This is a genomic window from Sphingomonas jejuensis, assembly GCF_011927695.1.
In the GTDB taxonomy this organism is placed as follows: domain Bacteria; phylum Pseudomonadota; class Alphaproteobacteria; order Sphingomonadales; family Sphingomonadaceae; genus Sphingomonas_K; species Sphingomonas_K jejuensis.
In genome coordinates, this window is the sequence record NZ_JAATJE010000001.1 from 1,513,205 (window position 1) to 1,531,065 (window position 17,861).

At 68.3% G+C, this 17,861-nt stretch carries 27 protein-coding genes and 1 tRNA gene; 6 read left to right on the plus strand and 22 right to left on the minus strand.

All coding sequences use genetic code 11. The features are described from left to right. The first annotated feature begins 192 nt into the window (after nucleotides 1–192). Both GGR88_RS07720 and GGR88_RS07725 read left to right on the plus strand, forming a co-directional pair. On the plus strand, nucleotides 193–1,104 hold the full coding sequence (locus tag GGR88_RS07720) for a hydrogen peroxide-inducible genes activator (protein WP_167953956.1): 912 nt from the start codon (nucleotides 193–195) through the stop codon (nucleotides 1,102–1,104). Between the two features lie 81 nt (nucleotides 1,105–1,185). Then, nucleotides 1,186–1,896 (plus strand): fasciclin domain-containing protein, encoded by a 711-nt coding sequence (locus GGR88_RS07725; RefSeq protein ID WP_245196466.1) that lies wholly within the window; start codon nucleotides 1,186–1,188, stop codon nucleotides 1,894–1,896. Between the two features lie 73 nt (nucleotides 1,897–1,969). Here the strand turns inward: GGR88_RS07725 and GGR88_RS07730 are convergent, their stop codons facing one another. From GGR88_RS07730 to pgsA, 3 genes are read right to left on the minus strand one after another with little or no spacing between them, the layout of a single operon-like run. Then, on the minus strand, nucleotides 1,970–2,419 hold the full coding sequence (locus GGR88_RS07730) for a molybdenum cofactor biosynthesis protein MoaE (protein ID WP_167953957.1): 450 nt from the start codon (nucleotides 2,417–2,419) through the stop codon (nucleotides 1,970–1,972). After that, nucleotides 2,416–2,667 (minus strand): MoaD/ThiS family protein, encoded by a 252-nt coding sequence (locus tag GGR88_RS07735; protein WP_425338471.1) that lies wholly within the window; start codon nucleotides 2,665–2,667, stop codon nucleotides 2,416–2,418. The genes GGR88_RS07730 and GGR88_RS07735 overlap by 4 nt, the downstream gene beginning before the upstream one ends. A gap of 2 nt (nucleotides 2,668–2,669) precedes the next feature. Continuing rightward, nucleotides 2,670–3,221, minus strand: a complete 552-nt coding sequence (gene pgsA, locus GGR88_RS07740) for a CDP-diacylglycerol--glycerol-3-phosphate 3-phosphatidyltransferase (protein WP_167953959.1) — start codon at nucleotides 3,219–3,221, stop codon at nucleotides 2,670–2,672. A 159-nt stretch (nucleotides 3,222–3,380) separates the two neighbouring features. Here pgsA and GGR88_RS07745 point away from each other — a divergent pair, with 159 nt between their 5' ends. Further along, a complete protein-coding gene (locus GGR88_RS07745; RefSeq protein ID WP_167953960.1) occupies nucleotides 3,381–4,691 on the plus strand; it encodes an MFS transporter in 1,311 nt (436 codons plus the stop codon). Here the strand turns inward: GGR88_RS07745 and GGR88_RS07750 are convergent. The 6 genes from GGR88_RS07750 to GGR88_RS07775 are packed head-to-tail and all read right to left on the minus strand — an operon-like array spanning nucleotide 4,673 to nucleotide 8,638. Beyond that, nucleotides 4,673–4,843, minus strand: coding sequence for a hypothetical protein (locus tag GGR88_RS07750; protein WP_167953961.1), 171 nt, complete (start codon nucleotides 4,841–4,843; stop codon nucleotides 4,673–4,675). The genes GGR88_RS07745 and GGR88_RS07750 overlap by 19 nt on opposite strands. A 50-nt stretch (nucleotides 4,844–4,893) precedes the next feature. Beyond that, nucleotides 4,894–5,400: a hypothetical protein gene (locus GGR88_RS07755; protein WP_167953962.1), complete on the minus strand. Its 507-nt coding sequence runs from the start codon at nucleotides 5,398–5,400 to the stop codon at nucleotides 4,894–4,896. 9 nt (nucleotides 5,401–5,409) lie between these two features. Further along, nucleotides 5,410–6,273 carry an S-formylglutathione hydrolase gene (gene fghA / locus GGR88_RS07760; protein WP_167954436.1) on the minus strand — a complete coding sequence of 288 codons (864 nt, stop codon included), beginning with the start codon at nucleotides 6,271–6,273 and terminating at the stop codon, nucleotides 5,410–5,412. After that, on the minus strand, nucleotides 6,273–7,130 hold the full coding sequence (gene purU / locus GGR88_RS07765) for a formyltetrahydrofolate deformylase (protein ID WP_342449747.1): 858 nt from the start codon (nucleotides 7,128–7,130) through the stop codon (nucleotides 6,273–6,275). The genes fghA and purU overlap by 1 nt, the downstream gene beginning before the upstream one ends. Next, nucleotides 7,127–7,507 (minus strand): VOC family protein, encoded by a 381-nt coding sequence (locus GGR88_RS07770; RefSeq protein ID WP_167953963.1) that lies wholly within the window; start codon nucleotides 7,505–7,507, stop codon nucleotides 7,127–7,129. The genes purU and GGR88_RS07770 overlap by 4 nt, the downstream gene beginning before the upstream one ends. A 21-nt stretch (nucleotides 7,508–7,528) precedes the next feature. Continuing rightward, nucleotides 7,529–8,638 (minus strand): S-(hydroxymethyl)glutathione dehydrogenase/class III alcohol dehydrogenase, encoded by a 1,110-nt coding sequence (locus tag GGR88_RS07775; protein WP_167953964.1) that lies wholly within the window; start codon nucleotides 8,636–8,638, stop codon nucleotides 7,529–7,531. Nucleotides 8,639–8,769: 131 nt separating this feature from the next. Between GGR88_RS07775 and GGR88_RS07780 the strand changes: the two genes are divergently transcribed. Continuing rightward, nucleotides 8,770–9,039, plus strand: coding sequence for an N-acetyltransferase (locus GGR88_RS07780; RefSeq protein WP_167953965.1), 270 nt, complete (start codon nucleotides 8,770–8,772; stop codon nucleotides 9,037–9,039). Nucleotides 9,040–9,063: 24 nt separating this feature from the next. Here the strand turns inward: GGR88_RS07780 and GGR88_RS07785 are convergent, their stop codons facing one another. Beyond that, nucleotides 9,064–9,573: a DUF6456 domain-containing protein gene (locus tag GGR88_RS07785; RefSeq protein WP_167953966.1), complete on the minus strand. Its 510-nt coding sequence runs from the start codon at nucleotides 9,571–9,573 to the stop codon at nucleotides 9,064–9,066. An 86-nt stretch (nucleotides 9,574–9,659) separates the two neighbouring features. On the opposite strand from GGR88_RS07785, the gene GGR88_RS07790 reads away from it, so the two are divergent. Continuing rightward, complete coding sequence (locus GGR88_RS07790; protein ID WP_167953967.1) at nucleotides 9,660–10,223, plus strand: helix-turn-helix domain-containing protein; 564 nt, start codon at nucleotides 9,660–9,662, stop codon at nucleotides 10,221–10,223. A gap of 10 nt (nucleotides 10,224–10,233) precedes the next feature. On the opposite strand, the gene GGR88_RS07795 is transcribed toward GGR88_RS07790, so the two are convergent. The 12 genes from GGR88_RS07795 to GGR88_RS07850 all read right to left on the minus strand — a co-directional run bounded on the left by GGR88_RS07795 (nucleotide 10,234) and on the right by GGR88_RS07850 (nucleotide 16,282). Next, nucleotides 10,234–10,309: transfer RNA gene (locus tag GGR88_RS07795), tRNA-Val, on the minus strand. Nucleotides 10,310–10,346: 37 nt separating this feature from the next. Then, nucleotides 10,347–11,264: a hypothetical protein gene (locus tag GGR88_RS07800; RefSeq protein WP_167953968.1), complete on the minus strand. Its 918-nt coding sequence runs from the start codon at nucleotides 11,262–11,264 to the stop codon at nucleotides 10,347–10,349. Between the two features lie 53 nt (nucleotides 11,265–11,317). After that, on the minus strand, nucleotides 11,318–11,560 hold the full coding sequence (locus GGR88_RS07805; protein WP_167953969.1) for a hypothetical protein: 243 nt from the start codon (nucleotides 11,558–11,560) through the stop codon (nucleotides 11,318–11,320). 70 nt (nucleotides 11,561–11,630) lie between these two features. After that, nucleotides 11,631–13,091 carry an NAD(P)(+) transhydrogenase (Re/Si-specific) subunit beta gene (locus GGR88_RS07810; RefSeq protein WP_167953970.1) on the minus strand — a complete coding sequence of 487 codons (1,461 nt, stop codon included), beginning with the start codon at nucleotides 13,089–13,091 and terminating at the stop codon, nucleotides 11,631–11,633. Between the two features lies 1 nt (nucleotide 13,092). After that, nucleotides 13,093–13,260 carry a hypothetical protein gene (locus GGR88_RS07815; protein ID WP_167953971.1) on the minus strand — a complete coding sequence of 56 codons (168 nt, stop codon included), beginning with the start codon at nucleotides 13,258–13,260 and terminating at the stop codon, nucleotides 13,093–13,095. Nucleotides 13,261–13,262: 2 nt separating this feature from the next. Next, entirely contained in the window at nucleotides 13,263–13,544 is a 282-nt protein-coding gene (locus GGR88_RS07820) for an NAD(P) transhydrogenase subunit alpha part 2 (RefSeq protein WP_167953972.1), read from the minus strand. Next, entirely contained in the window at nucleotides 13,544–13,915 is a 372-nt protein-coding gene (locus GGR88_RS07825; RefSeq protein WP_167953973.1) for a hypothetical protein, read from the minus strand. Before GGR88_RS07825 ends, GGR88_RS07820 begins: the two co-directional genes overlap by 1 nt. Continuing rightward, complete coding sequence (locus GGR88_RS07830; protein ID WP_167953974.1) at nucleotides 13,912–14,280, minus strand: hypothetical protein; 369 nt, start codon at nucleotides 14,278–14,280, stop codon at nucleotides 13,912–13,914. Before GGR88_RS07830 ends, GGR88_RS07825 begins: the two co-directional genes overlap by 4 nt. Continuing rightward, entirely contained in the window at nucleotides 14,277–14,648 is a 372-nt protein-coding gene (locus GGR88_RS07835) for a PH domain-containing protein (protein WP_167953975.1), read from the minus strand. Before GGR88_RS07835 ends, GGR88_RS07830 begins: the two co-directional genes overlap by 4 nt. Then, nucleotides 14,648–14,992: a hypothetical protein gene (locus GGR88_RS07840; protein WP_167953976.1), complete on the minus strand. Its 345-nt coding sequence runs from the start codon at nucleotides 14,990–14,992 to the stop codon at nucleotides 14,648–14,650. The genes GGR88_RS07835 and GGR88_RS07840 overlap by 1 nt, the downstream gene beginning before the upstream one ends. Nucleotides 14,993–14,994: 2 nt before the next feature. Next, on the minus strand, nucleotides 14,995–16,131 hold the full coding sequence (locus GGR88_RS07845; protein ID WP_167953977.1) for a Re/Si-specific NAD(P)(+) transhydrogenase subunit alpha: 1,137 nt from the start codon (nucleotides 16,129–16,131) through the stop codon (nucleotides 14,995–14,997). A 4-nt stretch (nucleotides 16,132–16,135) separates the two neighbouring features. Beyond that, nucleotides 16,136–16,282, minus strand: coding sequence for an aa3-type cytochrome c oxidase subunit IV (locus GGR88_RS07850; protein ID WP_167953978.1), 147 nt, complete (start codon nucleotides 16,280–16,282; stop codon nucleotides 16,136–16,138). A gap of 150 nt (nucleotides 16,283–16,432) precedes the next feature. On the opposite strand from GGR88_RS07850, the gene GGR88_RS07855 reads away from it, so the two are divergent. After that, nucleotides 16,433–17,860 (plus strand): sigma-54-dependent transcriptional regulator, encoded by a 1,428-nt coding sequence (locus GGR88_RS07855; protein WP_167953979.1) that lies wholly within the window; start codon nucleotides 16,433–16,435, stop codon nucleotides 17,858–17,860. The last annotated feature ends 1 nt before the right edge of the window (nucleotide 17,861 follow it).

Genomic DNA, 17,861 nt, shown 5'->3' on the forward strand with positions numbered 1-17,861 from the left:
ACGGCGCGGTCGGGGAGCCGCCGCGCCGTTCCAAGGATCAGGCGTTTGGAGGGGGAGTTACGCTTGAAGAGCGCAACACGCGCTGACCCTTATCTCTACGGATGAATGATCTCGTGGACGCCAGATAGGCCTGCCGCGTCAAACGCACAAACAGATTGTTTCCGCGCGATTGATCGACCAAAGCGATCAGCCATGTCGACCTACCATCCGACGCTTAAGCAGCTTCAATATTTGGTCGCGCTGTCCGACCATGGGCATTTCGGCCGGGCGGCGGAGGCATGCTTCGTCAGCCAGTCGACCCTTTCGGCCGGCATCCGGGAGCTGGAGACGCTGATCGGCGTGACGCTGGTGGAGCGTACGCGCCGGGTGGTGCGCTTCACCCGCCTGGGCGAGGCGGTGAGCGACAAGGCGCGGCGCGTGCTGCGCGAGGTTGACGAGCTGACCGACATGGTGCGCGCATCGGGCAAGCCGCTGTCGGGCGAGCTGCGGATGGGCGTGATCCCCACGATCGCGCCCTTTCTCCTTCCTCGCGTGCTTCCGCGGCTGCGCCGCGACTGGCCGGAGCTGAAGCTGTTCCTGCGGGAGGAGCCGAGTGCCGCGGCATGCGAATCGCTTCAGCGCGGCGCCGTGGACTGCGTGCTCCTGGCGCTCCCTTATGCGTGCGGCGACGTCGAGACGGCACGCCTGTTCGACGATCCGCTGTTTGTCGCCTTTGCGCGCAGCGACGACCCGGCCGGCACCGGCCCCGTCACCCCGGACGCGATCGACGAGGGTCAGTTCCTGATGCTGGAGGACGGGCACTGCCTCAAGGATCACGCGCTGGCCGCCTGCAACCGGCCGGAACTGCGCGCAGGCGCGGCCATGCTCGGCACGTCGCTCCACACGCTGGTGCAGATGGTGGACAATGGCCTCGGCAGCACCGTGCTGCCGGAAATGGCGGTGGCCGCCGGCATCCTGGAGGGCACGGACGTGATCGCCCGGCCGCTCGATGCCGGACGCGCCCGGCGGGAAATCGCGCTGGTCTGGCGCAAGGCCAGCCCGAGGGAACGCGATTTCCGTCTTCTCGTTGAGTCGTTGCGCGAACCGGACGAGCGGACGGGCTGAACACCGTTACGCATCCGGTCGGAGGTGGCACGCACGGCGCGCCGCCATAGATTGGATGCACAACGACGGAGTAGTTCGAAGATGATCGATCGTTTCGGCAAGTCGCTGACCCTGGCGCTGATGATCGCCGCCGCGCCGGCGATGGCGCAGGAGACCACCCCCGCTCCGGCCCCGGCTCCCGCCACGACCGACGGCGCCTCACCGGCCACCACTGCCGCCAACCCCGTCGTGGGTGGCGCCGAGATGCTGCCGTCGCGCAACATCATCCAGAACGCCTCGCAGTCGGCCGAGCATCGCACGCTGGTGCGCGCCGTTCAGGCTGCCAACCTCGTCGCGACGCTTGAGGGCCCCGGCCCGTTCACCGTCTTCGCGCCGACCGACCAGGCCTTCGCCGCGCTGCCGGCCGGAACGCTGGACGGGCTTCTGCAGCCGCAGAACCAGGCGACGCTGACGCAGATCCTGACCTACCATGTCGTGCCGCAGCGCGTGACCTTCGCCGACATCGAGGCGGCGATGGAAGCCGGCGGCGGCACCGCCACCTACACCACGGTGAACGGCCAGCCGATCACCATCTCGCGCCAGGGCAATGCGCTGCGCGTCGCCGGCCAGAACGGCAGCGTGGGCTTCGTGGGTCAGTATGACGTCGCGCAGTCGAACGGCGTGATCCACGTCATCAACGGCGTGCTGGTGCCGAACATCCAGGCTCCGGCCGCGGGCGCCACCACGCCTGCGACGCCGGGCACGGCGGCTCCGGCCGGTCAGCCGACCACGCCGGCGCAGCCGGGCAGCTAAGACCCTTTAAAGCCCGCCCTGCCGGGCGGAGCTGACAGGAAGCCGGGGCGCGCGATCGGGTGCGCCCCGGCTTTCATGTGTGGGAGGACCGCCACCGCTCCGCCGCCGCATCGTCGCTCGCGCGCGGTTCCACCCAGCTGGCCGTCTCGCCGCGCCGCTCGCGCTTCCAGAAAGGCGCCTCGGTCTTCAGGCGGTCGATCAGGAATGCGGTGGCCTCGATCGCCGCCTGGCGGTGCGCTGACGCCGCGACGACCAGCACGATGCGGTCACCCGGCACCATTGCGCCCACCCGGTGGATCACCGTCACCGCGGATAGCGGCCAGCGCCCGGCTGCCTCAGCGGCCAGATCGCCCAGCGCGCGTTCGGTGACGCCGGGATAATGTTCCAGGAACAGTTCGGTGACGCCGCCATCGTCCCGCACGATGCCGGTGAAGCTGGCGACCGCACCCGCGCCGCTCGCCTCCGCGCGGGCGAGTGCGCCGGCCAGGTCGATCGGCTCCGGCTGGATGCGAACGTCGATCATCCGCCGGTGACCGGCGGGAAGATCGCGATCTCCGACACGCCCGCGATTGGCGCGTCCAGCGGCACGAAGCGCCCGTCGGCCGCCGCCCGCAGCCGGGTGCGATCGGCAAAGGCGCCGGCGCGGACCGGGTCGTCCCGTCCCATCCAGTCGAGCAGTCCGGCCACCGTGGTCACCGCCGGCGGGGGGTCGAGCCGGTCCTCGTCCCGCCCGATCCGCTCGCGCACCCATGCGAAGTAAAGCACCCGCACGCTCAATCCATGTGCCGGAGGCCGACGCGCAGATAATCCCAGCCCGTCACCAGCGTCAGGATCGCGGCGCCCCACAGGCAGCCCAGCCCCACCGTCTTGATCCACGCCATGGACGGCAGCGCGCCGGCCAGGATCAGCGCCCCGAACGCCACGATCTGAAGGGTCGTCTTCCACTTGGCGAGCGCGGACACGGGCACCGATACCTGCAGCGCGCCCAGGAACTCGCGCAGGCCGGACACCGCGATCTCGCGCAGCAGAATGACCAGCGCGGCGATGATCGCCAGGCCGGTGATGTCGTTGGTGGCGACCAGCATCAGGATGACGGCGGCGATCATGATCTTGTCGGCGATCGGATCCAGGAACACGCCCAGCCGCGACACCGCGCCGTTGGCGCGCGCCAGATAGCCGTCGAAATAATCGGTGATGCCCATCAGGCAGTAGAGCGCGAAGGCCAGCGCATAGCCGGTCGTCCAGCCCGGATACCACAGCAGCGCCACCAGGATCGGCACGGCCAGGATGCGCGACAGCGTGAGGATGTTGGGAAGCGTCAGCATCGCGCCTGGGTCGACAGTCCTTGCGGCCGGAGCGGCCGTTCCCCGACCCCTAGCGGAAGACGGGGGCCGGGCAAACCACCGCTTGATCGGGGTGGTTGGCCGTCCGCGCAGACACCGTTATAGGCGGATCCATCTTCCGCGGCGGAGCCGTCCTCCCAAGTGCAAACGTCTCTCGGCCTGCTCGGCCACCGTCGCTTCCTGCCGCTGTTCGTCACGCAGCTGCTCGGCGCCTTCAACGACAATCTCTACAAGACGGTGATGGTGCTGTTCGTCACCTTCCACGTCTACAACGACGTGGGGCGAGAGGTTCAGTTCAACGCCGTCGCCACCGGGCTGTTCATCCTGCCCTTCTTCCTCTTGTCCGCCCTGTCGGGGCAGCTTGCCGACACCCGCGACAAGGCGCGGATCATCCGGCTGGTGAAGACGGCGGAAATCTTCATCATGCTGGTGGGCGCGGCCGGGCTGCTGCTCGCCAACGTGCCGGTGATGCTGGCCGCGACGCTCGCCATGGGCATCCACTCGACCTTCTTCGGCCCCATCAAATACGCGATCCTGCCGCAGCATCTGGAACCCGGCGAGGTGCTGGGCGGCACCGGCCTGGTGGAAGCCGGGACCTATCTTGCGATCCTCGCCGGGACGATCGTCGCCGGGCTGGTGTCGGGCGACGCGCGGCTGGCGGCGGCCATGGTGCTCGGCGTCGCCGCGCTCGGCTGGCTGACCGCACGACAGGTGCCGCCGGCCCCGCCGCTCGGCGACCTTCCCCCGCTCGATTTCCATGTCGTCCGCTCATCGATCCGTCTGGTGTCGGCGACGATGCATGTGCGCCGGCTGTTCCTGGCGATCCTGTCGATCAGCTTCTTCTGGGCCATCGGTGCGGTGCTGATCATCCAGTTTCCGCCGCTCGTGAAGAACGTGCTGACCGCCGACGAACGGGTCGCGAGCCTGTTCCTCGGCATCTTCTCGGTGGGCGTCGCGATCGGGTCCGTGATCGTCAACCGGCTCCTGAAGGGGGAGGTCTCGGCGCGCTGGAGCCCGGTGTCCGTGCTCGCGATGGGCGGGTTCATCCTGATGCTGTCGTTCGTCGCGCGCGGGTGGGAGGGCACGACCGACGGATCGCTCTACGGCTGGCGCGACTTCATGGGGCATCCGGGCGCGCTGCTGATCACGATCAGCCTTTTGGGCGTGTCCATCGCCGGCGGAATGTTCGTGGTGCCGCTCTACGCCTTTCTCACCACCACCGTGGAAAAGGATCAGACCGCGCGCACGGTGGCCGCCAACAACATCGTCAACTCAGGCGCGATGGTGGTGGGGTCGCTGCTCGCCTTTGGAATCAGCCTGGCAGGGGTCGGTGCCGCCGACCAGCTGCTGCTGACCGCCGCCATGTGCCTCGTGTCGGCATGGCTCGCCACCCGCCTCAACGCGGCGGTGGCGGCCTGCCCGCTCCCGCTCGGTCAGGCGACGAAGCCGTAGATCGCGGTAAAGAAGGCAGCGAAGCTCAACAGGAACAGCCTCACGTCATCGTCCCCGTCCGTCCGCACGGCGACGCGCGGGGGCGGCGCCATGCGCTGGCGAAAGGGATGGCGGGCTGCTTCATTGGTGAGCACGAGGCGACGCTTTATCATGGCAACGACGTAAACGTTTTGTTTACGATTATGGCCACCTGCAGAGATGGTTAACGCTGTGTCCTTTCGGAACGCGGCGCTGCGGGCGTCAACATGACCGTCACCTCCCGCTCCTCCGACCCGCTCAGCTGCACCAGATGACGCCCGGCCGGCAGGTCGAACGTCACCAGCTTCCGGATGCCCGAACAGCGCGGACCATGGCCATGCGCCGAAGACGCGATGCGCCTCGTCCCGACCACAAGGTCGATCCACGCCGGTCCGGATAATGCCAGCAGGTACCGGCCCGCCCGCTCGACGGTGACGGGGATCGCGGCACCCCGGCTGCCGGCCGCCGGCGCGCGCTCCGGCGCCGCAGCGAAGCCGACCCGCTCGATCGGCTCCAGCGCCACGCGCCCCGCCCGCCCCGGCGTCAGCGTCGTGACCGGCGCACCCCCCGCATCGCGCCACCCGGAAAGATGGTCGGGCAGCCGCTCCTCCGCGATCGTGCAGGGCGGCTCCGGCGGAGCAAGGACCGGTGCCGGCTGAAGGAGCAGGAGCGAAAAGAAGAATGGCGTCATGGCGCCAGCCTATGCCGCGACCGCCTCGCCTGTCGAGCGACCCGCCAACAGCCGCGCCGCATGCCAGCGCAGGTGATCCTCCATGAAGGAGGAGACGAAGAGATAGCTGTGGTCATAACCCGGCTGCATCCTCAGCTCGAGCGGGATGCCGGCCGCGCGGCACGCCGCGGCCAGCAGGTGGGGTCGCAGCTCACGATCGAGGAAGCTGTCGGCATCGCCCTGATCGACCAGCAGCCCGGGCACCCGCGCCCCATCTTCGATCAGCGAAACCGAATCATGCCCGCGCCACGCGGCGCGGTCCGCGCCCAGATAGCCGCCCAATGCCTTTTCCCCCCAAGGCACCTGGGACGGCGCCACAATCGGCGCGAAGGCGGAGGTGGAGCGGAACCGGCCCGGATGCCGCAGCGACAGCGTGAGCGCCCCGTGTCCGCCCATCGAATGACCGGTGATCCCCTGCGCATCCATGTCGACGGGGAAGTTGGCCGCAACCAGCGCCGGCAGCTCGTCCGCAACATAGGACCACATCGAAAAATGCGGTGCCCACGGCGCCTGCGTCGCATCGACGTAGAAGCCGGCACCCTGGCCGAAATCCCAGGCATCGTCGTCGGCCACGTTCTCGCCGCGCGGGCTGGTGTCCGGCGCGACGAAGATCAGGCCGAGTTCCGCACAGACGCGCCGGTACTCGCCCTTGTCCGTCACGTTGGCATGGGTGCAGGTCAGCCCCGACAGATACCATATGACCGGAAGGCGCATGCCCTCCCGGTGCGGCGGCACGAACACGGAGAAGGTCATGTCGGTACCGGTCGCGACAGACCGGTGGCAGTAGACTCCTTGCGTCCCGCCATGCGCCCGCGCCTCGGAAACCACCTCCATCATTGAAAAACCACCGTCCGGTTACCGTTGAGGAAGACACGTCGTTCGCCAAGCGCATTGACCGCCCGGGCGAGCACCAGCGCCTCGATGTCGCGGCCGATGCGGATCAGGTCGTCGACAGACGCGCGGTGATCCACGCGTTCGACCGCCTGTTCGATGATCGGCCCTTCGTCCAGGTCGCCGGTGACGAAGTGGGCGGTGGCGCCGATCAGCTTGACGCCCCGCTCATGCGCGCGGTGATATGGGCGCGCTCCCTTGAAGCCGGGCAGGAAGCTGTGGTGGATGTTGAGGCAGCGCCCGGCCAGGCGATCGGCAAAGCCGGCCGACAGGACCTGCATGTACCGCGCCAGCACCAGATGGTCGGCAGCGGCATCGTGCATGACGCGCCCGATCTCGGCTTCCTGCGCTGCCTTGTCGGCCGGCAGGAGGTGATAGGGCAGTCCGTGCCATTCCGTGAGGCTGCGGAGCCGGTCGTGATTCGACACGACCGCCACGATCTCTGCAGACAGCGCACCCGATTGCTGCCGATGGAGCAGATCGTTCAGGCAGTGCGATCCCTTCGAGACCGCCACCACGATGCGCAGCCGCGCGTCGCTGCGCGTCAGCGACCAGCCGAGGTCATATTCGGCCGCCACCCCGCTCAGCACCAGCCGCAGCCGATCGGCATCGTCCGGAAAGCGGGGGCCGCCGCGTGCGAACACCACGCGCATGAAGAAGCGCCCGGTCTCCAGATCTGCATATTGCTGGCTGTCGAGGATAAAGCCGTCATGGCGCGCCAAAAGGCCGGTGACGCCCGCGACCACGCCGACCCGGTCGGCGCAGGTCAGCGTCAGGATCCAGGCGCCCTCCGTCGTCACGCCGGCCGATATGCGGCGCAGAGCTTGTTGCCGGCGGGATCGCGGAGATAGGCGAGCACGAGCGGTCCGAACGGCGTCTGCCGCTCACCGGGCGGGTCCTCGATCGCGGTCCCGCCATGCGCGAGGCCGGCGGCGTGCCATTCGCGCAGCTGCGCCTCGCTGGTGCACCGGAAGCCCACGGTGCCGCCGTTCGCATGGCACGCAGGCTCGCCGTTGATCGGCCGCGACAGCATGAACATGGTGCCGCCGCCCATGTAGACGACGCGGCCCTTGGCATCCTCGCGCCCCGGCGAGACGCCAAGCACCGGCATGACAGCGTCGTAGAAGGCCCGGCTTGCCGGCATGTCGTCCGTGCCGAGCATCACATGGCTGAACATCTGCTCCCTCCCCCCAAAAGGTCAGTAGACCACGACGCTGCGGATGCTTGTCCCCGCATGCATCAGGTCGAACCCCTTGTTGATCTCATCCAACGACAGGACGTGCGTGATCATCGGATCGATCTCGATCTTGCCGTTCATATACCAATCGACGATCTTCGGCACGTCCGTGCGCCCCTTTGCCCCACCGAATGCGGTGCCGCGCCAGTTGCGGCCGGTGACGAGCTGGAACGGGCGCGTGGCGATCTCCTTGCCTGCCTCGGCCACGCCGATCACGATGCTGGTGCCCCATCCACGGTGGCACGCCTCCAGCGCCTGGCGCATGACGTCGGTGTTGCCGGTGCAGTCGAAGGTATAGTCGGCACCGCCATCGGTCAGTGCGACGAGGTGCTGCACGAGATCGCCCGAGACCTCGCGCGGGTTGACGAAATGGGTCATGCCGAACCGCCGGCCCCACTCCTCCCGATCCGGGTTGATGTCGACGCCGACGATCATGTTGGCGCCGACCAGCTTTGCGCCCTGAATGACGTTCAGGCCGATGCCGCCGAGGCCGAACACGATGACGTTGGCGCCCGGCTCCACCCGCGCGGTGTTCACCACCGCGCCGACGCCGGTGGTGACGCCACATCCGATGTAGCAGCTGGTCTTGAACGGCGCGTCTTCGCGGATCTTCGCCACCGCGATCTCTGGCAGCACGGTGAAGTTGGAGAAGGTGGAGCAGCCCATATAGTGGAAGATCGGCTGCCCCTTGTAGGAGAAGCGGGTCGAGCCGTCCGGCATCAGGCCCTTGCCCTGTGTGGCGCGGATCGCCGTGCACAGGTTGGTCTTGCCGCTGAGGCACGACTTACACTGGCGACATTCCGGGGTGTAGAGCGGAATGACATGGTCGCCCGGCGCCACGCTGGTGACACCAGCACCGACCTCCCGCACGATGCCCGCGCCCTCGTGACCCAGGATCGAGGGGAAGATGCCCTCCGAATCGAGCCCGTCCAACGTGTAGGCATCCGTATGGCAGATGCCGGTGGCCATGATCTCGACAAGTACCTCGCCCGCCTTCGGGCCCTCCAGGTCGAGTTCGACCACCTCCAGCGGCGTCTTCGCCGCGAACGCCACCGCAGCACGCGTCTTCATGTCCAGTCTCCCAAGCCTTTCGTCCGCTCTAGCCCTTGAAGAGGTCGGCGCAACCGTTCGACCGGCAGACGCCGCTGCATCCGCGCGCGGGCAACGGCGTTGTTCGGATAGGACACAGAAAGGAGCATGCGGTGACGGTCACCAACAACACAGCCGAGCGTCGGTACGAGCTGGATGTCGAGAGCCATACCGCCATCGCCGCTTACGAAACGGAAGGCGAGCGCATCATCTTCACGCACACGGTGGTACCGGATGCGATCAGCGGGCGCGGCGTCGGCTCCCGCCTGATCGCCGGCGCGCTCGCTGACGCCCGGTCGCGGGGCCTGACCGTCGAACCGCGGTGCAGCTTCGTGCGCGACTATCTCGACAGGCACCCGGACCAGCAGGACCTGCTCGCCTGAAAGCCGACAGCCCTGCGCGGCGCGTCACGGCAGCCGGTAATGATCTGCCAGCCGGTCAAGCGCCATGCCGAGCACGAGCTTTCCCGCCCGAGCCGGCCAGCCGAGCGCCCGCTCCGCCGCCGTCAACCCGTCGCCTGCGCAGACCACCCGCCACAACACGTCCGAAAGCCCCGGCCCCGCCGCCGTCAGCGCTGCATCGAACCGCGCCTTCGCCGATGCGGAGCCCATCACCGGGTCCGGTGCGCCGCGCCCGGTGGTGCCGCCCGCCGGCGTCGGATCCCAGCGCATGGTGACACGCGGCCCGAGTTCCGAACGTTCCCAGTCACGACGCAACTGATCACCGGCGTCGTGCTGCCGCGCGGAGATCATGTCGCGCGATCGTAGCCACGCGATCGGGGACTCGCCGAGATGAACGGTGACGCTGCGCGTCGCTGACGGCGTGCGGGTACCGTTTCCTGCCGAGGCCGTCCCTTCAACCGGAGAAACCGGCCTCTCCGCCAGGTCACGCGCACCATCTCGCCGTCGCCGTTCCATCTGCTATCTCCGATCTGCGTCGAAGGCTTGCCACATCGTCATGGTTGTAGGAAAGCGTCTGAACCTGACTGGTTAGGAGGCAGCCTTTGATCACCGCCATTCGAGAGATCCGCAAGGCGCGAGGCTTGACGCTGGAGCAGGTCGCCGCGGCATGCTCGCCTCCCACCACCGCGCAGACGATCGGACGATTGGAGATGGGCACGCGAACCGTGTCGGTCGGCTGGCTCAACCGGATCGCCGCGGCGCTGGGCGTGACCGCAGGTGACCTTGTGACCCTGCCCGAACGCCCGATGGTGCCGGTCGCCGCCCGGCTTGGCCCCGATGGAGCGCGCGCGTTGACGCGAACGGCGACCGCGCCCCTGCCGGTGCCGCCCGATGGTGCGGTCGGCATTGCCGTGGAGGCAAGTGTTGGGGACTACCGTGCCGGAGACATGATCTGGTGCAATCCGATCGAGGGCGCGTCGATCTCGCGCGCGCTCAATCGCGACGTGCTGGTGCCGCGGCCGGTCGGGCGGTTTCTGTTCGGACGGCTGATCGGGGTGGAAGGAACGCGGCTGCAGCTGCTTCCGCCCGGGGCAGGCGCGCGCCAGCAGGTGGTCGACCGGCCGGCCTGGGTCGCGCAAGCGACAACCTTGGTTCGGGCGCTATGAGGGCGGCTGTTGGTGGGCGCTGACGGGCTCGAACCGCCGACATCTTCCGTGTAAAGGAAGCGCTCTACCAACTGAGCTAAGCGCCCGCTCCAGGCGGGCTCATCGGGCGGGATGGCGGTTTCGTCAAGCCGCCTGCATGCTCCCGCCGATCCGTCGGGCGGCTTCGAAGTAGCCCGCGACACCGGCTGCCGCCTCGTTGGACAGCACCATGAAGATGCGGCGACGATCAACCGGGTCGGACCGGCGGATCAGCAGCCCGGCCTCCGTCATCGTGCCGATCCACCGCAACGCGGTGGTGGGCGGGACCGCAGCGGCGATACAGAGGCTGGAGACGGCGACCTGCCGACCCTCCACCCGTGCCGCCATCAGGTCCAGCAGCATGTCCCAGGCCGGATCGGCAAACAGCGACGAATCGAAAAACTGCTCGCGGAGGCGGCGCAGCCGAATGGCGGTGCGGATGGTCGCGGCATCCACGCGATCGTCGCCGATCATCGCCGGCTTGACCGGAACGGCGCCGCCCACCCGCTCCGTCCCACCGGTGCGGGACAGTTCCGCCAGGGCCCGGGCGATGCGGCCGACCTCTTCCGTCAGGCGCTGCAGCCGCTCGGCCTCGCCCTCCGCCACCATGTCGTTGAACCCGCCGCTCGATCGGCTGCTGCTGAGCGCGATCGCGCTTGCCTGCTCCGCACTCGACGGTTCGCACAGCAGGATGGCGGCCGGTGAGGTCATGGCTCCCGTGACCCTGTCGATCATCGAACGGGGAAAGCTGATCACGCCACCGGTCTGATGCTCGCGCACCAGCACGTCGATCTCGCGCAGCACCTCATCAAGATACTCGTCGTCGTCCGGCTGCACAACCAGCGATACGCAATCGGGCGCGGGCGCATAGGCAAGGCGCTGCACCGTCTCTGCCGACAATGGGAGGGTACTGACCCGCATCGACAGTCGGCCTGCAATCTCGGCCTGGGTCGCCATCCCGGCGCCACTGCCGATGGCCAGCAGCAACTGCTCCATGGCCGGATCGTAGATCGGCTCCTGCACCTGGATCCCCTTGTTTGTTTCACCTGTGTTTGTGCCGCCGGTTCGGACCGATGTCAGCCCCGAAACTCTCCATTGTCGTGGGACCATGCCGACCGAGCGTCCCCGTCCGACCAGGGCATTCCGGACCGCAGCTGCTCGGCCTCCACGGCGATCGCGCGGAGCTGCCACAGGAAGTGGTCCGACCCGGCCACCCCCAGCGCGGCGGAGACGGCCATGTCGATCAGGTGGGTCGCCTCCACGATGGCATCGTGCAGCGACAAGGGGTCTGGGGGCGGCGTCGGAGGATCGTCGAACATGATGCCGACGGTAGCTGCGGGATTTGTTGGAATTGCTTCAGATCAGTCCGTTACGGAGAGAGCCTGACGCTCAATCGATCGAACGGTTGATCTCCTCGACCATCTTCTTGGCATCGGCCAGCAGCATCATGGTGTTGTCGCGGTAGAAGAGTTCGTTGTCGACGCCGGCATAACCCACGCCGCCCATCGACCGTTTGATGAAGAGCACGGTCTTCGCTTTCTCCACGTCAAGCACGGGCATGCCGTAGATCGGCGAACTCTTGTCGGTCTTGGCAGCCGGGTTGGTGACGTCGTTCGCGCCGATCACGAACGCCACATCCGCCTGCCCGAATTCCGAATTGATCTCGTCGAGCTCGAAGACCTCGTCATAGGGCACGTTGGCTTCGGCAAGCAGGACGTTCATGTGTCCCGGCATGCGCCCGGCCACCGGATGAATGGCATAGCTGACCTTCACGCCCTTCGCCTTCAGCTGGTCCGCCATCTCTCGCAGGGCATGCTGCGCCTGCGCCACCGCCATGCCGTATCCGGGCACAATGATGACGCTTTCCGCCTCCGCCATCAGGAAGGCGGCGTCCTCCGCCGATCCGCGCTTCCACGGCCGGTCGATCGCCGCCGCGCCCCCGGCCGCCCCGTCACCGCCGCCGAACCCGCCGACGATCACCGACAGGAAGCTGCGGTTCATCGCCCGGCACATGATGTAGCTGAGGATCGCGCCCGACGACCCGACCAGCGCCCCCGTGATGATCATCGCGCTGTTGCCAAGCGTGAAACCCATGGCCGCTGCCGCCCAGCCCGAATAGCTGTTCAGCATCGACACGATCACAGGCATGTCCGCCCCGCCGATCGGCACGATCAGCAGGAAGCCGATGATGAAGGCGAGCCCCAGCACCAGCCAGAAGTCGACGGCGTGTTCCCCGCTCCAGAAGCCGACCGCGAAAACAACGATCGCCAGCGCAAGCGCGATGTTGATGAGGTGACGGCCGGGCAGCAGGATGGGCGCGCCCGACATCGAGCCATTGAGCTTCAGGAACGCGATTACCGATCCTGAGAAGGTAATCGCGCCGATCGCAAGGCCGAGGATCAGCTCGATCCGGCTCACCTGCAGGATCGATCCGGCCGCATCTGCGATGCCGAACGCCGTCGGATTGAGGAAGGCGGCAACCGCCACCAGGACCGCCGCCATGCCGACCAGCGAATGGAACGCGGCAACAAGCTGCGGCATCGCCGTCATCGCGATCCGCCGCGCGGTGACGATCCCGATCGCCGCACCGATGCCGATCGCCGCAAGGATCTCGACCAGCGCGACCCCGTCCAGCCCCAGCCTGTAGCCGTCGAGCGCAGATCCGGGAGAGAGGGGAACGTGCGTGACAAGCGTGGTCACCACCGCGATCGCCATGCCCGCCATGCCGAAGCGGTTGCCCCGCCGGCTCGTCGCGGGGCTCGACAACCCCCGGAGCGCAAGGATGAAGAACACGCCCGACACGAGGTAGGCGAAGGCGACCCAGGGACTGGTGGCGGCGGCCTCGTGCATGTCAGCGCGCCTCCGTCCAAAGGGCGGCGTCCCGGGCATTGTCGCGCAACGCCAGGTCGCGGCCGACGATGTAGCCGAACGCCGCGATGACCGCGATCAGCACCAGCGCCGCCGACAGCTTCATGAAGGCGCGTCCGCGCTGCGGCGCCTGGGACCGGTTCCGCTCCACCCTCAGCGCTCCTTTTTCTTGTACATCGCGAGCATTCGCGCGGTGACCGCGAAGCCACCGAAAATGTTGATGCTGGCGAACACGGCGCCGAGCAGACCCAGCCACTTCGCCCCGGGCACACCCGCACCGGCAGCCGCGATCAGCGCGCCCACGATGATGACGGAGGAGATCGCGTTGGTGACGGCCATCAACGGCGTGTGCAGCGCCGGCGTAACCGACCAGACGACATAGTAGCCGACAAAGCAGGCGAGCACGAAGATCGACAGGATCGAGACGAAATCCATCAGCGCGCTTCCCTCATCGACAGGGCTCGGTTCAGCCCGTCCGCGATCACACCCAGATCTCCGCCGCCATAGCGCATGACCATCACCGTTCGCGCGCCGTAGTGCAGCTGGATCATCGACACCCCCTTGCCGTCGCGGCTGAGGCTGATGCCGTCGACACGGTCGAGCAGATGAACCTCGACGCTGGTCCCGGACATCCATCCGACGGTGGCGATCACCAGCCGCCGCGCGCCCACCGCCATGACCCGCTTGGGTGCCTCCGTGGCGGCGATCGGCGGCTCCTCGGACGCGAAGACGGCTTCAACGGCGCGGCGCAGCGTCAGGCTGCGGGCAGCGGCTGGATCGGGCGCGCCCACTTCGATGCGGCTCACCGCGCCCGGTCCGCCGTCCAGGCGAGAAGGAAGCGGCGGCCTTCCGACCAGGTCTGCCCGACCACCCGATCCCCCACAAGGCAGCCGGAGCTCTGATAGGGTGCGGTGCCGTCGCTTGTGCGAAAGGCAAAGCAGGTCCGGCCATTGCTGAGGGCCGCCAGCCCGTCTTCGATCTCGCTGTTATAGAAGCTACCGGTCACCACGCCGCCATCGCCGATGCTGAGCACCATCGGCTGCGTATAGGCAGGCGCGCTGGGCGACGGGCGCAGGTCCACCGTCCAGCGACCGGCCAGTGACTGGACATCCTGCTGTGCCGCCGCCGGCGCCGCGACCAGCGCCGCCAGGCCGATCAGCCAGTGCCTCACTTGCGGGATCCGAGGACATGCTCCGCGAGTAACCGCTGGATCCGCTGCGGGTCGGCCGCGCGGGACACCTTCACCGTCAGCGGCGTCGCGGAGCCCGACACCCAGATCGACAGGTCGCTGTCCAGATCGAACGTGCCTGCCGTCTCCACAGAGAAGCGGATGATGGATCGGTAGGGCACCGACTGCACGCTGACCTTGCTGCCCGTCAGCCCCTGGACATCGACCAGCACGAAGCGGTGGCTGGTCAGGAACACCGTGTCGCGGATTGCCTTGAACGCGACCAGCACCTGCTCGTCAGGCAACAGGATGCCGGCAAAATCGCTCTGGATGCTCGCCGCATCCACCTCCGTCGACGTGAACAGCCCCATCAGTTCCCCTCCCCTTCTCCCATCAGCCGTTCGGCAGCTTGCAGGTGCCGTTTGGCATCGTTGATCGCCCGGTCGAACACCCGTCGATTGGCTCGCCGGACATACGAGTTCGTGTAGATTTCGGTCTCCGGGCGGCGGCCGAGGACATCTTCAGCGCGGTCCATCACCGCCTGAAAGCGCGCCCAGAGCGGCGCATGGGCCTGCCGCAAACCCGCGTCGTTGCAGATATGGGAACCCGCCTGGTTCAGGGCACGCCAGCTTCCGTCCAGGTGCCCGTCGAGTGCAGTCGGCTCGATGACCGGGGCGGGCGCGACCTGGGCGAGGACCATGGCAGCCACCCCCATGATCACTGCTGAAGCAGCCTTGCATTGACCACCTGCCCGCCGCGCGTCAGCCGCATGCCCGCGACGATCTCATCGTCGTCCGGAAAGGCGGGCCGACCGGCGTCCTTGTCCCAGAATGCGGTCAGCAGGTTCAGGATGTTGCGCGCGTAAAGGGCGGATGCGTCCGCCGCCAGCCTGCCGGGCACGTTGCGGTAGCCGACGATCTTGACGCCGTGCCGCTCCACCACCTCGCCCGCCACCGCACCCTCGACATTGCCGCCGGCCTCCACCGCGAGGTCGACCAGTACGCTGCCGGCCCGCATGGTCGCGATCTGCGCGTCGGAGACCAGCCGCGGCGCCGGGCGACCCGGGATCAGCGCGGTGGTGATCACGATGTCCTGGCGTGCGATGTGGGCGGATACCAGCTCGGCCTGCGCCTGCTTGTACGCGTCCGACATCTCGCTGGCGTAGCCACCGGTGCCCTCGCCCTCGATGCCCTTCACGGCCTCGACGAAGATCGGCTTGGCACCCAGCGACAGGATCTGCTCGCGCGTCGCCGCGCGCACGTCGGTGGCGGAGACCTGCGCGCCCAGGCGCCGGGCCGTGGCGATCGCCTGCAGCCCCGCCACACCAACACCCATCACGAACACGCGCGCGGCCGGAATGGTGCCGGCCGCCGTCATCATCATCGGAAAGGCGCGGCCATAATGCGCAGCGGCATCCAGCACCGCCTTGTACCCGGCGAGGTTCGCCTGGCTGGACAGCATGTCCATGGATTGCGCGCGAGTGATGCGCGGGATCCACTCCATCGCCATCGTCTCGATGCCGGCCGCGGCATAGCCGTCGATCCGGCCTCGGTCGCCGGCCGGTTCGAGCGCGCCGATCAGCACCGCGCCCGACGTCGCACCCTGGATGCTGTCGCGATCGGGCGGGCGGACCGCCAGCAGGATGTCGGCCCCAGCGACGGTCGCCGCGCGGTCGCCCACCGTGGCGCCGGCAGCCCGGTAATCCTCGTCGGCGATGCCGGCCCCGGCGCCCGCCCCGGCCTCCACCGCGAGCGTGGCGCCGAGCGCCACGAGCTTCTTGACCGTTTCCGGGGTTGCCGAAACGCGTGGCTCAGCGGCCGCGGTTTCGTTCAGAACCGCGATCCGCGCCGCCATCGGATCAGTTGGAGATCAGCAGGATGACGATTGCGGTAATCACCGCAACGATGATGGACCCCCACTTCAGCCACCACAGGAAGCTTCCGTAGGTCTTCTCGTGCGCCTTCATCTCGCCGTTGGCGGCCATGCCTTCAACACCCCTGATCATCCGGCCGTTCAGCCGCCTTGTTCCAGGTCTTAGCCACACCCGCCCGTCGCCTCAAGCCTTGGTGGCGCGCTTAAGTCGCCCTTTACCCTGGCCGGCCTACATCGCCCCGGTGAATGCCCCGACATGGGGCCGGCGGGGTGAGGTGGTTCCATGGCGCGCAACGGATCGCGCATCCTTCTTCTGGTCGATGACGAACCAGCGCAGCGCCGTCTGATCGGCGCGATCGCGGGACGTGCCGGATGGCGGGTGCTCTATGCGTCGGACGGTCCGGCCGCGCTTGCGGAACTCGGCAGTCCGGATGGCACCATGCTGGACGTGGTGCTGATGGACCACTGGGCGCCGGATGCCGACCCGGCGCAGCTCATCCGCGCGATCCGCGCCCGCCGCCCGCACCTGCCGGTACTGATGCTGACGGCGACCGCCAGCGTGTCCACCGCGGTTGATGCCATGCGCGCCGGGGCCGCGGACTATCTCGTGAAGCCCATCGCGCCGCACCGGCTGCTCGCCGCGCTTGATCTCGCCGCGGAGAATGGCGGCGGCGGGGGCGAGCTCCGCCCGCTGGCCGAAAAGATGGCCGCGCCGCTCGGCTTCGACGAGATCGTCGGCGCCGCCCCCCGCTTTCGTGCCGCGCTCGCCATCGCCGCAAAGGCCGCGCGCGCACGCGTGTGCGTGCTGATCGAGGGCGAAAGCGGATCGGGCAAGGAAGTGGTCGCCCAGGCGATCCACGCCGCCTCGCCGCGTGCCAAGAAGGCGCTGGTCACCGTCAATTGCGGCGCCATCCCGGAAAACCTGATCGAATCCGAGCTGTTCGGCCATGAACGGGGCGCCTTTACCGGCGCGTTCGACCGCAAGCCCGGCCGCTTCCATGAAGCAGACGGCGGGACGCTGTTCCTCGACGAGGTGGGAGAGCTCAGCAGCGACGCGCAGGTAAAGCTGCTGCGCGCGATCGAAACCGGTGAAATCCAGCCGGTCGGCGGCCGCGCGCGTCGCGACCTGGACGTGCGGGTGATCGCGGCCACCAACCGCACGCTTGCCGACGACGTGGCGGCCGGGCGCTTTCGGGAGGATCTCTATTACCGGCTGAACGTGGTGCAGGTGACGATCCCGCCGCTGCGTGAGCGCAAGGGCGACATTCCGATGCTGTCGCGCCACCTGCTGTCGCGGATCGCGGCTCAGCCGGGCATGCGCGGCCTGGGCCTCACCGATGATGCCCTGCAGCTGCTCCATGCCTACGATTGGCCGGGCAACGTCCGCCAGTTGCAGAACGCCCTGTTCCGCGCCGCGGTGCTGTGTGACGGCGACGCGCTGACCCGCGACGATTTTCCGCAGATCGCACGCCATCTGGCGGCGGCCAGCCGGCCTGCCGCCGCGGCGCTTGCGGGCGGTGCAGGCGGCGTCACCCTGTTCGAGCCCGACGGCCATGTCCGTCCGCTGGACGCGATCGAGGCCGACGTGATCCGCCTCGCCATCGGCCATTATCGCGGCCGCATGACGGAGGTCGCGCGCCGGCTGGGGATCGGCCGGTCCACGCTCTACCGCAAGCTCGGCGAGCTCGGCATCGGCGACGCCGCGGCCTGAC

Excerpts from the sequence above, each read along its gene's own strand:
- GGR88_RS07720 (WP_167953956.1), top strand. The coding sequence starts at position 193 with ATGTCGACCTACCATCCGACGCTTAAGCAGCTTCAATATTTGGTCGCG.
- GGR88_RS07725 (WP_245196466.1), top strand. The coding sequence starts at position 1,186 with ATGATCGATCGTTTCGGCAAGTCGCTGACCCTGGCGCTGATGATCGCC.
- GGR88_RS07730 (WP_167953957.1), bottom strand. The coding sequence starts at position 2,419 with ATGATCGACGTTCGCATCCAGCCGGAGCCGATCGACCTGGCCGGCGCA.
- pgsA (WP_167953959.1), bottom strand. The coding sequence starts at position 3,221 with ATGCTGACGCTTCCCAACATCCTCACGCTGTCGCGCATCCTGGCCGTG.
- GGR88_RS07750 (WP_167953961.1), bottom strand. The coding sequence starts at position 4,843 with ATGATAAAGCGTCGCCTCGTGCTCACCAATGAAGCAGCCCGCCATCCC.
- GGR88_RS07755 (WP_167953962.1), bottom strand. The coding sequence starts at position 5,400 with ATGACGCCATTCTTCTTTTCGCTCCTGCTCCTTCAGCCGGCACCGGTC.
- fghA (WP_167954436.1), bottom strand. The coding sequence starts at position 6,273 with ATGGAGGTGGTTTCCGAGGCGCGGGCGCATGGCGGGACGCAAGGAGTC.
- GGR88_RS07770 (WP_167953963.1), bottom strand. The coding sequence starts at position 7,507 with ATGTTCAGCCATGTGATGCTCGGCACGGACGACATGCCGGCAAGCCGG.
- GGR88_RS07775 (WP_167953964.1), bottom strand. The coding sequence starts at position 8,638 with ATGAAGACGCGTGCTGCGGTGGCGTTCGCGGCGAAGACGCCGCTGGAG.
- GGR88_RS07785 (WP_167953966.1), bottom strand. The coding sequence starts at position 9,573 with ATGGAACGGCGACGGCGAGATGGTGCGCGTGACCTGGCGGAGAGGCCG.
- GGR88_RS07805 (WP_167953969.1), bottom strand. The coding sequence starts at position 11,560 with ATGTTCGACGATCCTCCGACGCCGCCCCCAGACCCCTTGTCGCTGCAC.
- GGR88_RS07810 (WP_167953970.1), bottom strand. The coding sequence starts at position 13,091 with ATGCACGAGGCCGCCGCCACCAGTCCCTGGGTCGCCTTCGCCTACCTC.
- GGR88_RS07820 (WP_167953972.1), bottom strand. The coding sequence starts at position 13,544 with ATGGATTTCGTCTCGATCCTGTCGATCTTCGTGCTCGCCTGCTTTGTC.
- GGR88_RS07835 (WP_167953975.1), bottom strand. The coding sequence starts at position 14,648 with ATGGGGCTGTTCACGTCGACGGAGGTGGATGCGGCGAGCATCCAGAGC.
- GGR88_RS07840 (WP_167953976.1), bottom strand. The coding sequence starts at position 14,992 with ATGGGGGTGGCTGCCATGGTCCTCGCCCAGGTCGCGCCCGCCCCGGTC.
- GGR88_RS07845 (WP_167953977.1), bottom strand. The coding sequence starts at position 16,131 with ATGGCGGCGCGGATCGCGGTTCTGAACGAAACCGCGGCCGCTGAGCCA.
- GGR88_RS07850 (WP_167953978.1), bottom strand. The coding sequence starts at position 16,282 with ATGATCAGGGGTGTTGAAGGCATGGCCGCCAACGGCGAGATGAAGGCG.
- GGR88_RS07855 (WP_167953979.1), top strand. The coding sequence starts at position 16,433 with ATGGCGCGCAACGGATCGCGCATCCTTCTTCTGGTCGATGACGAACCA.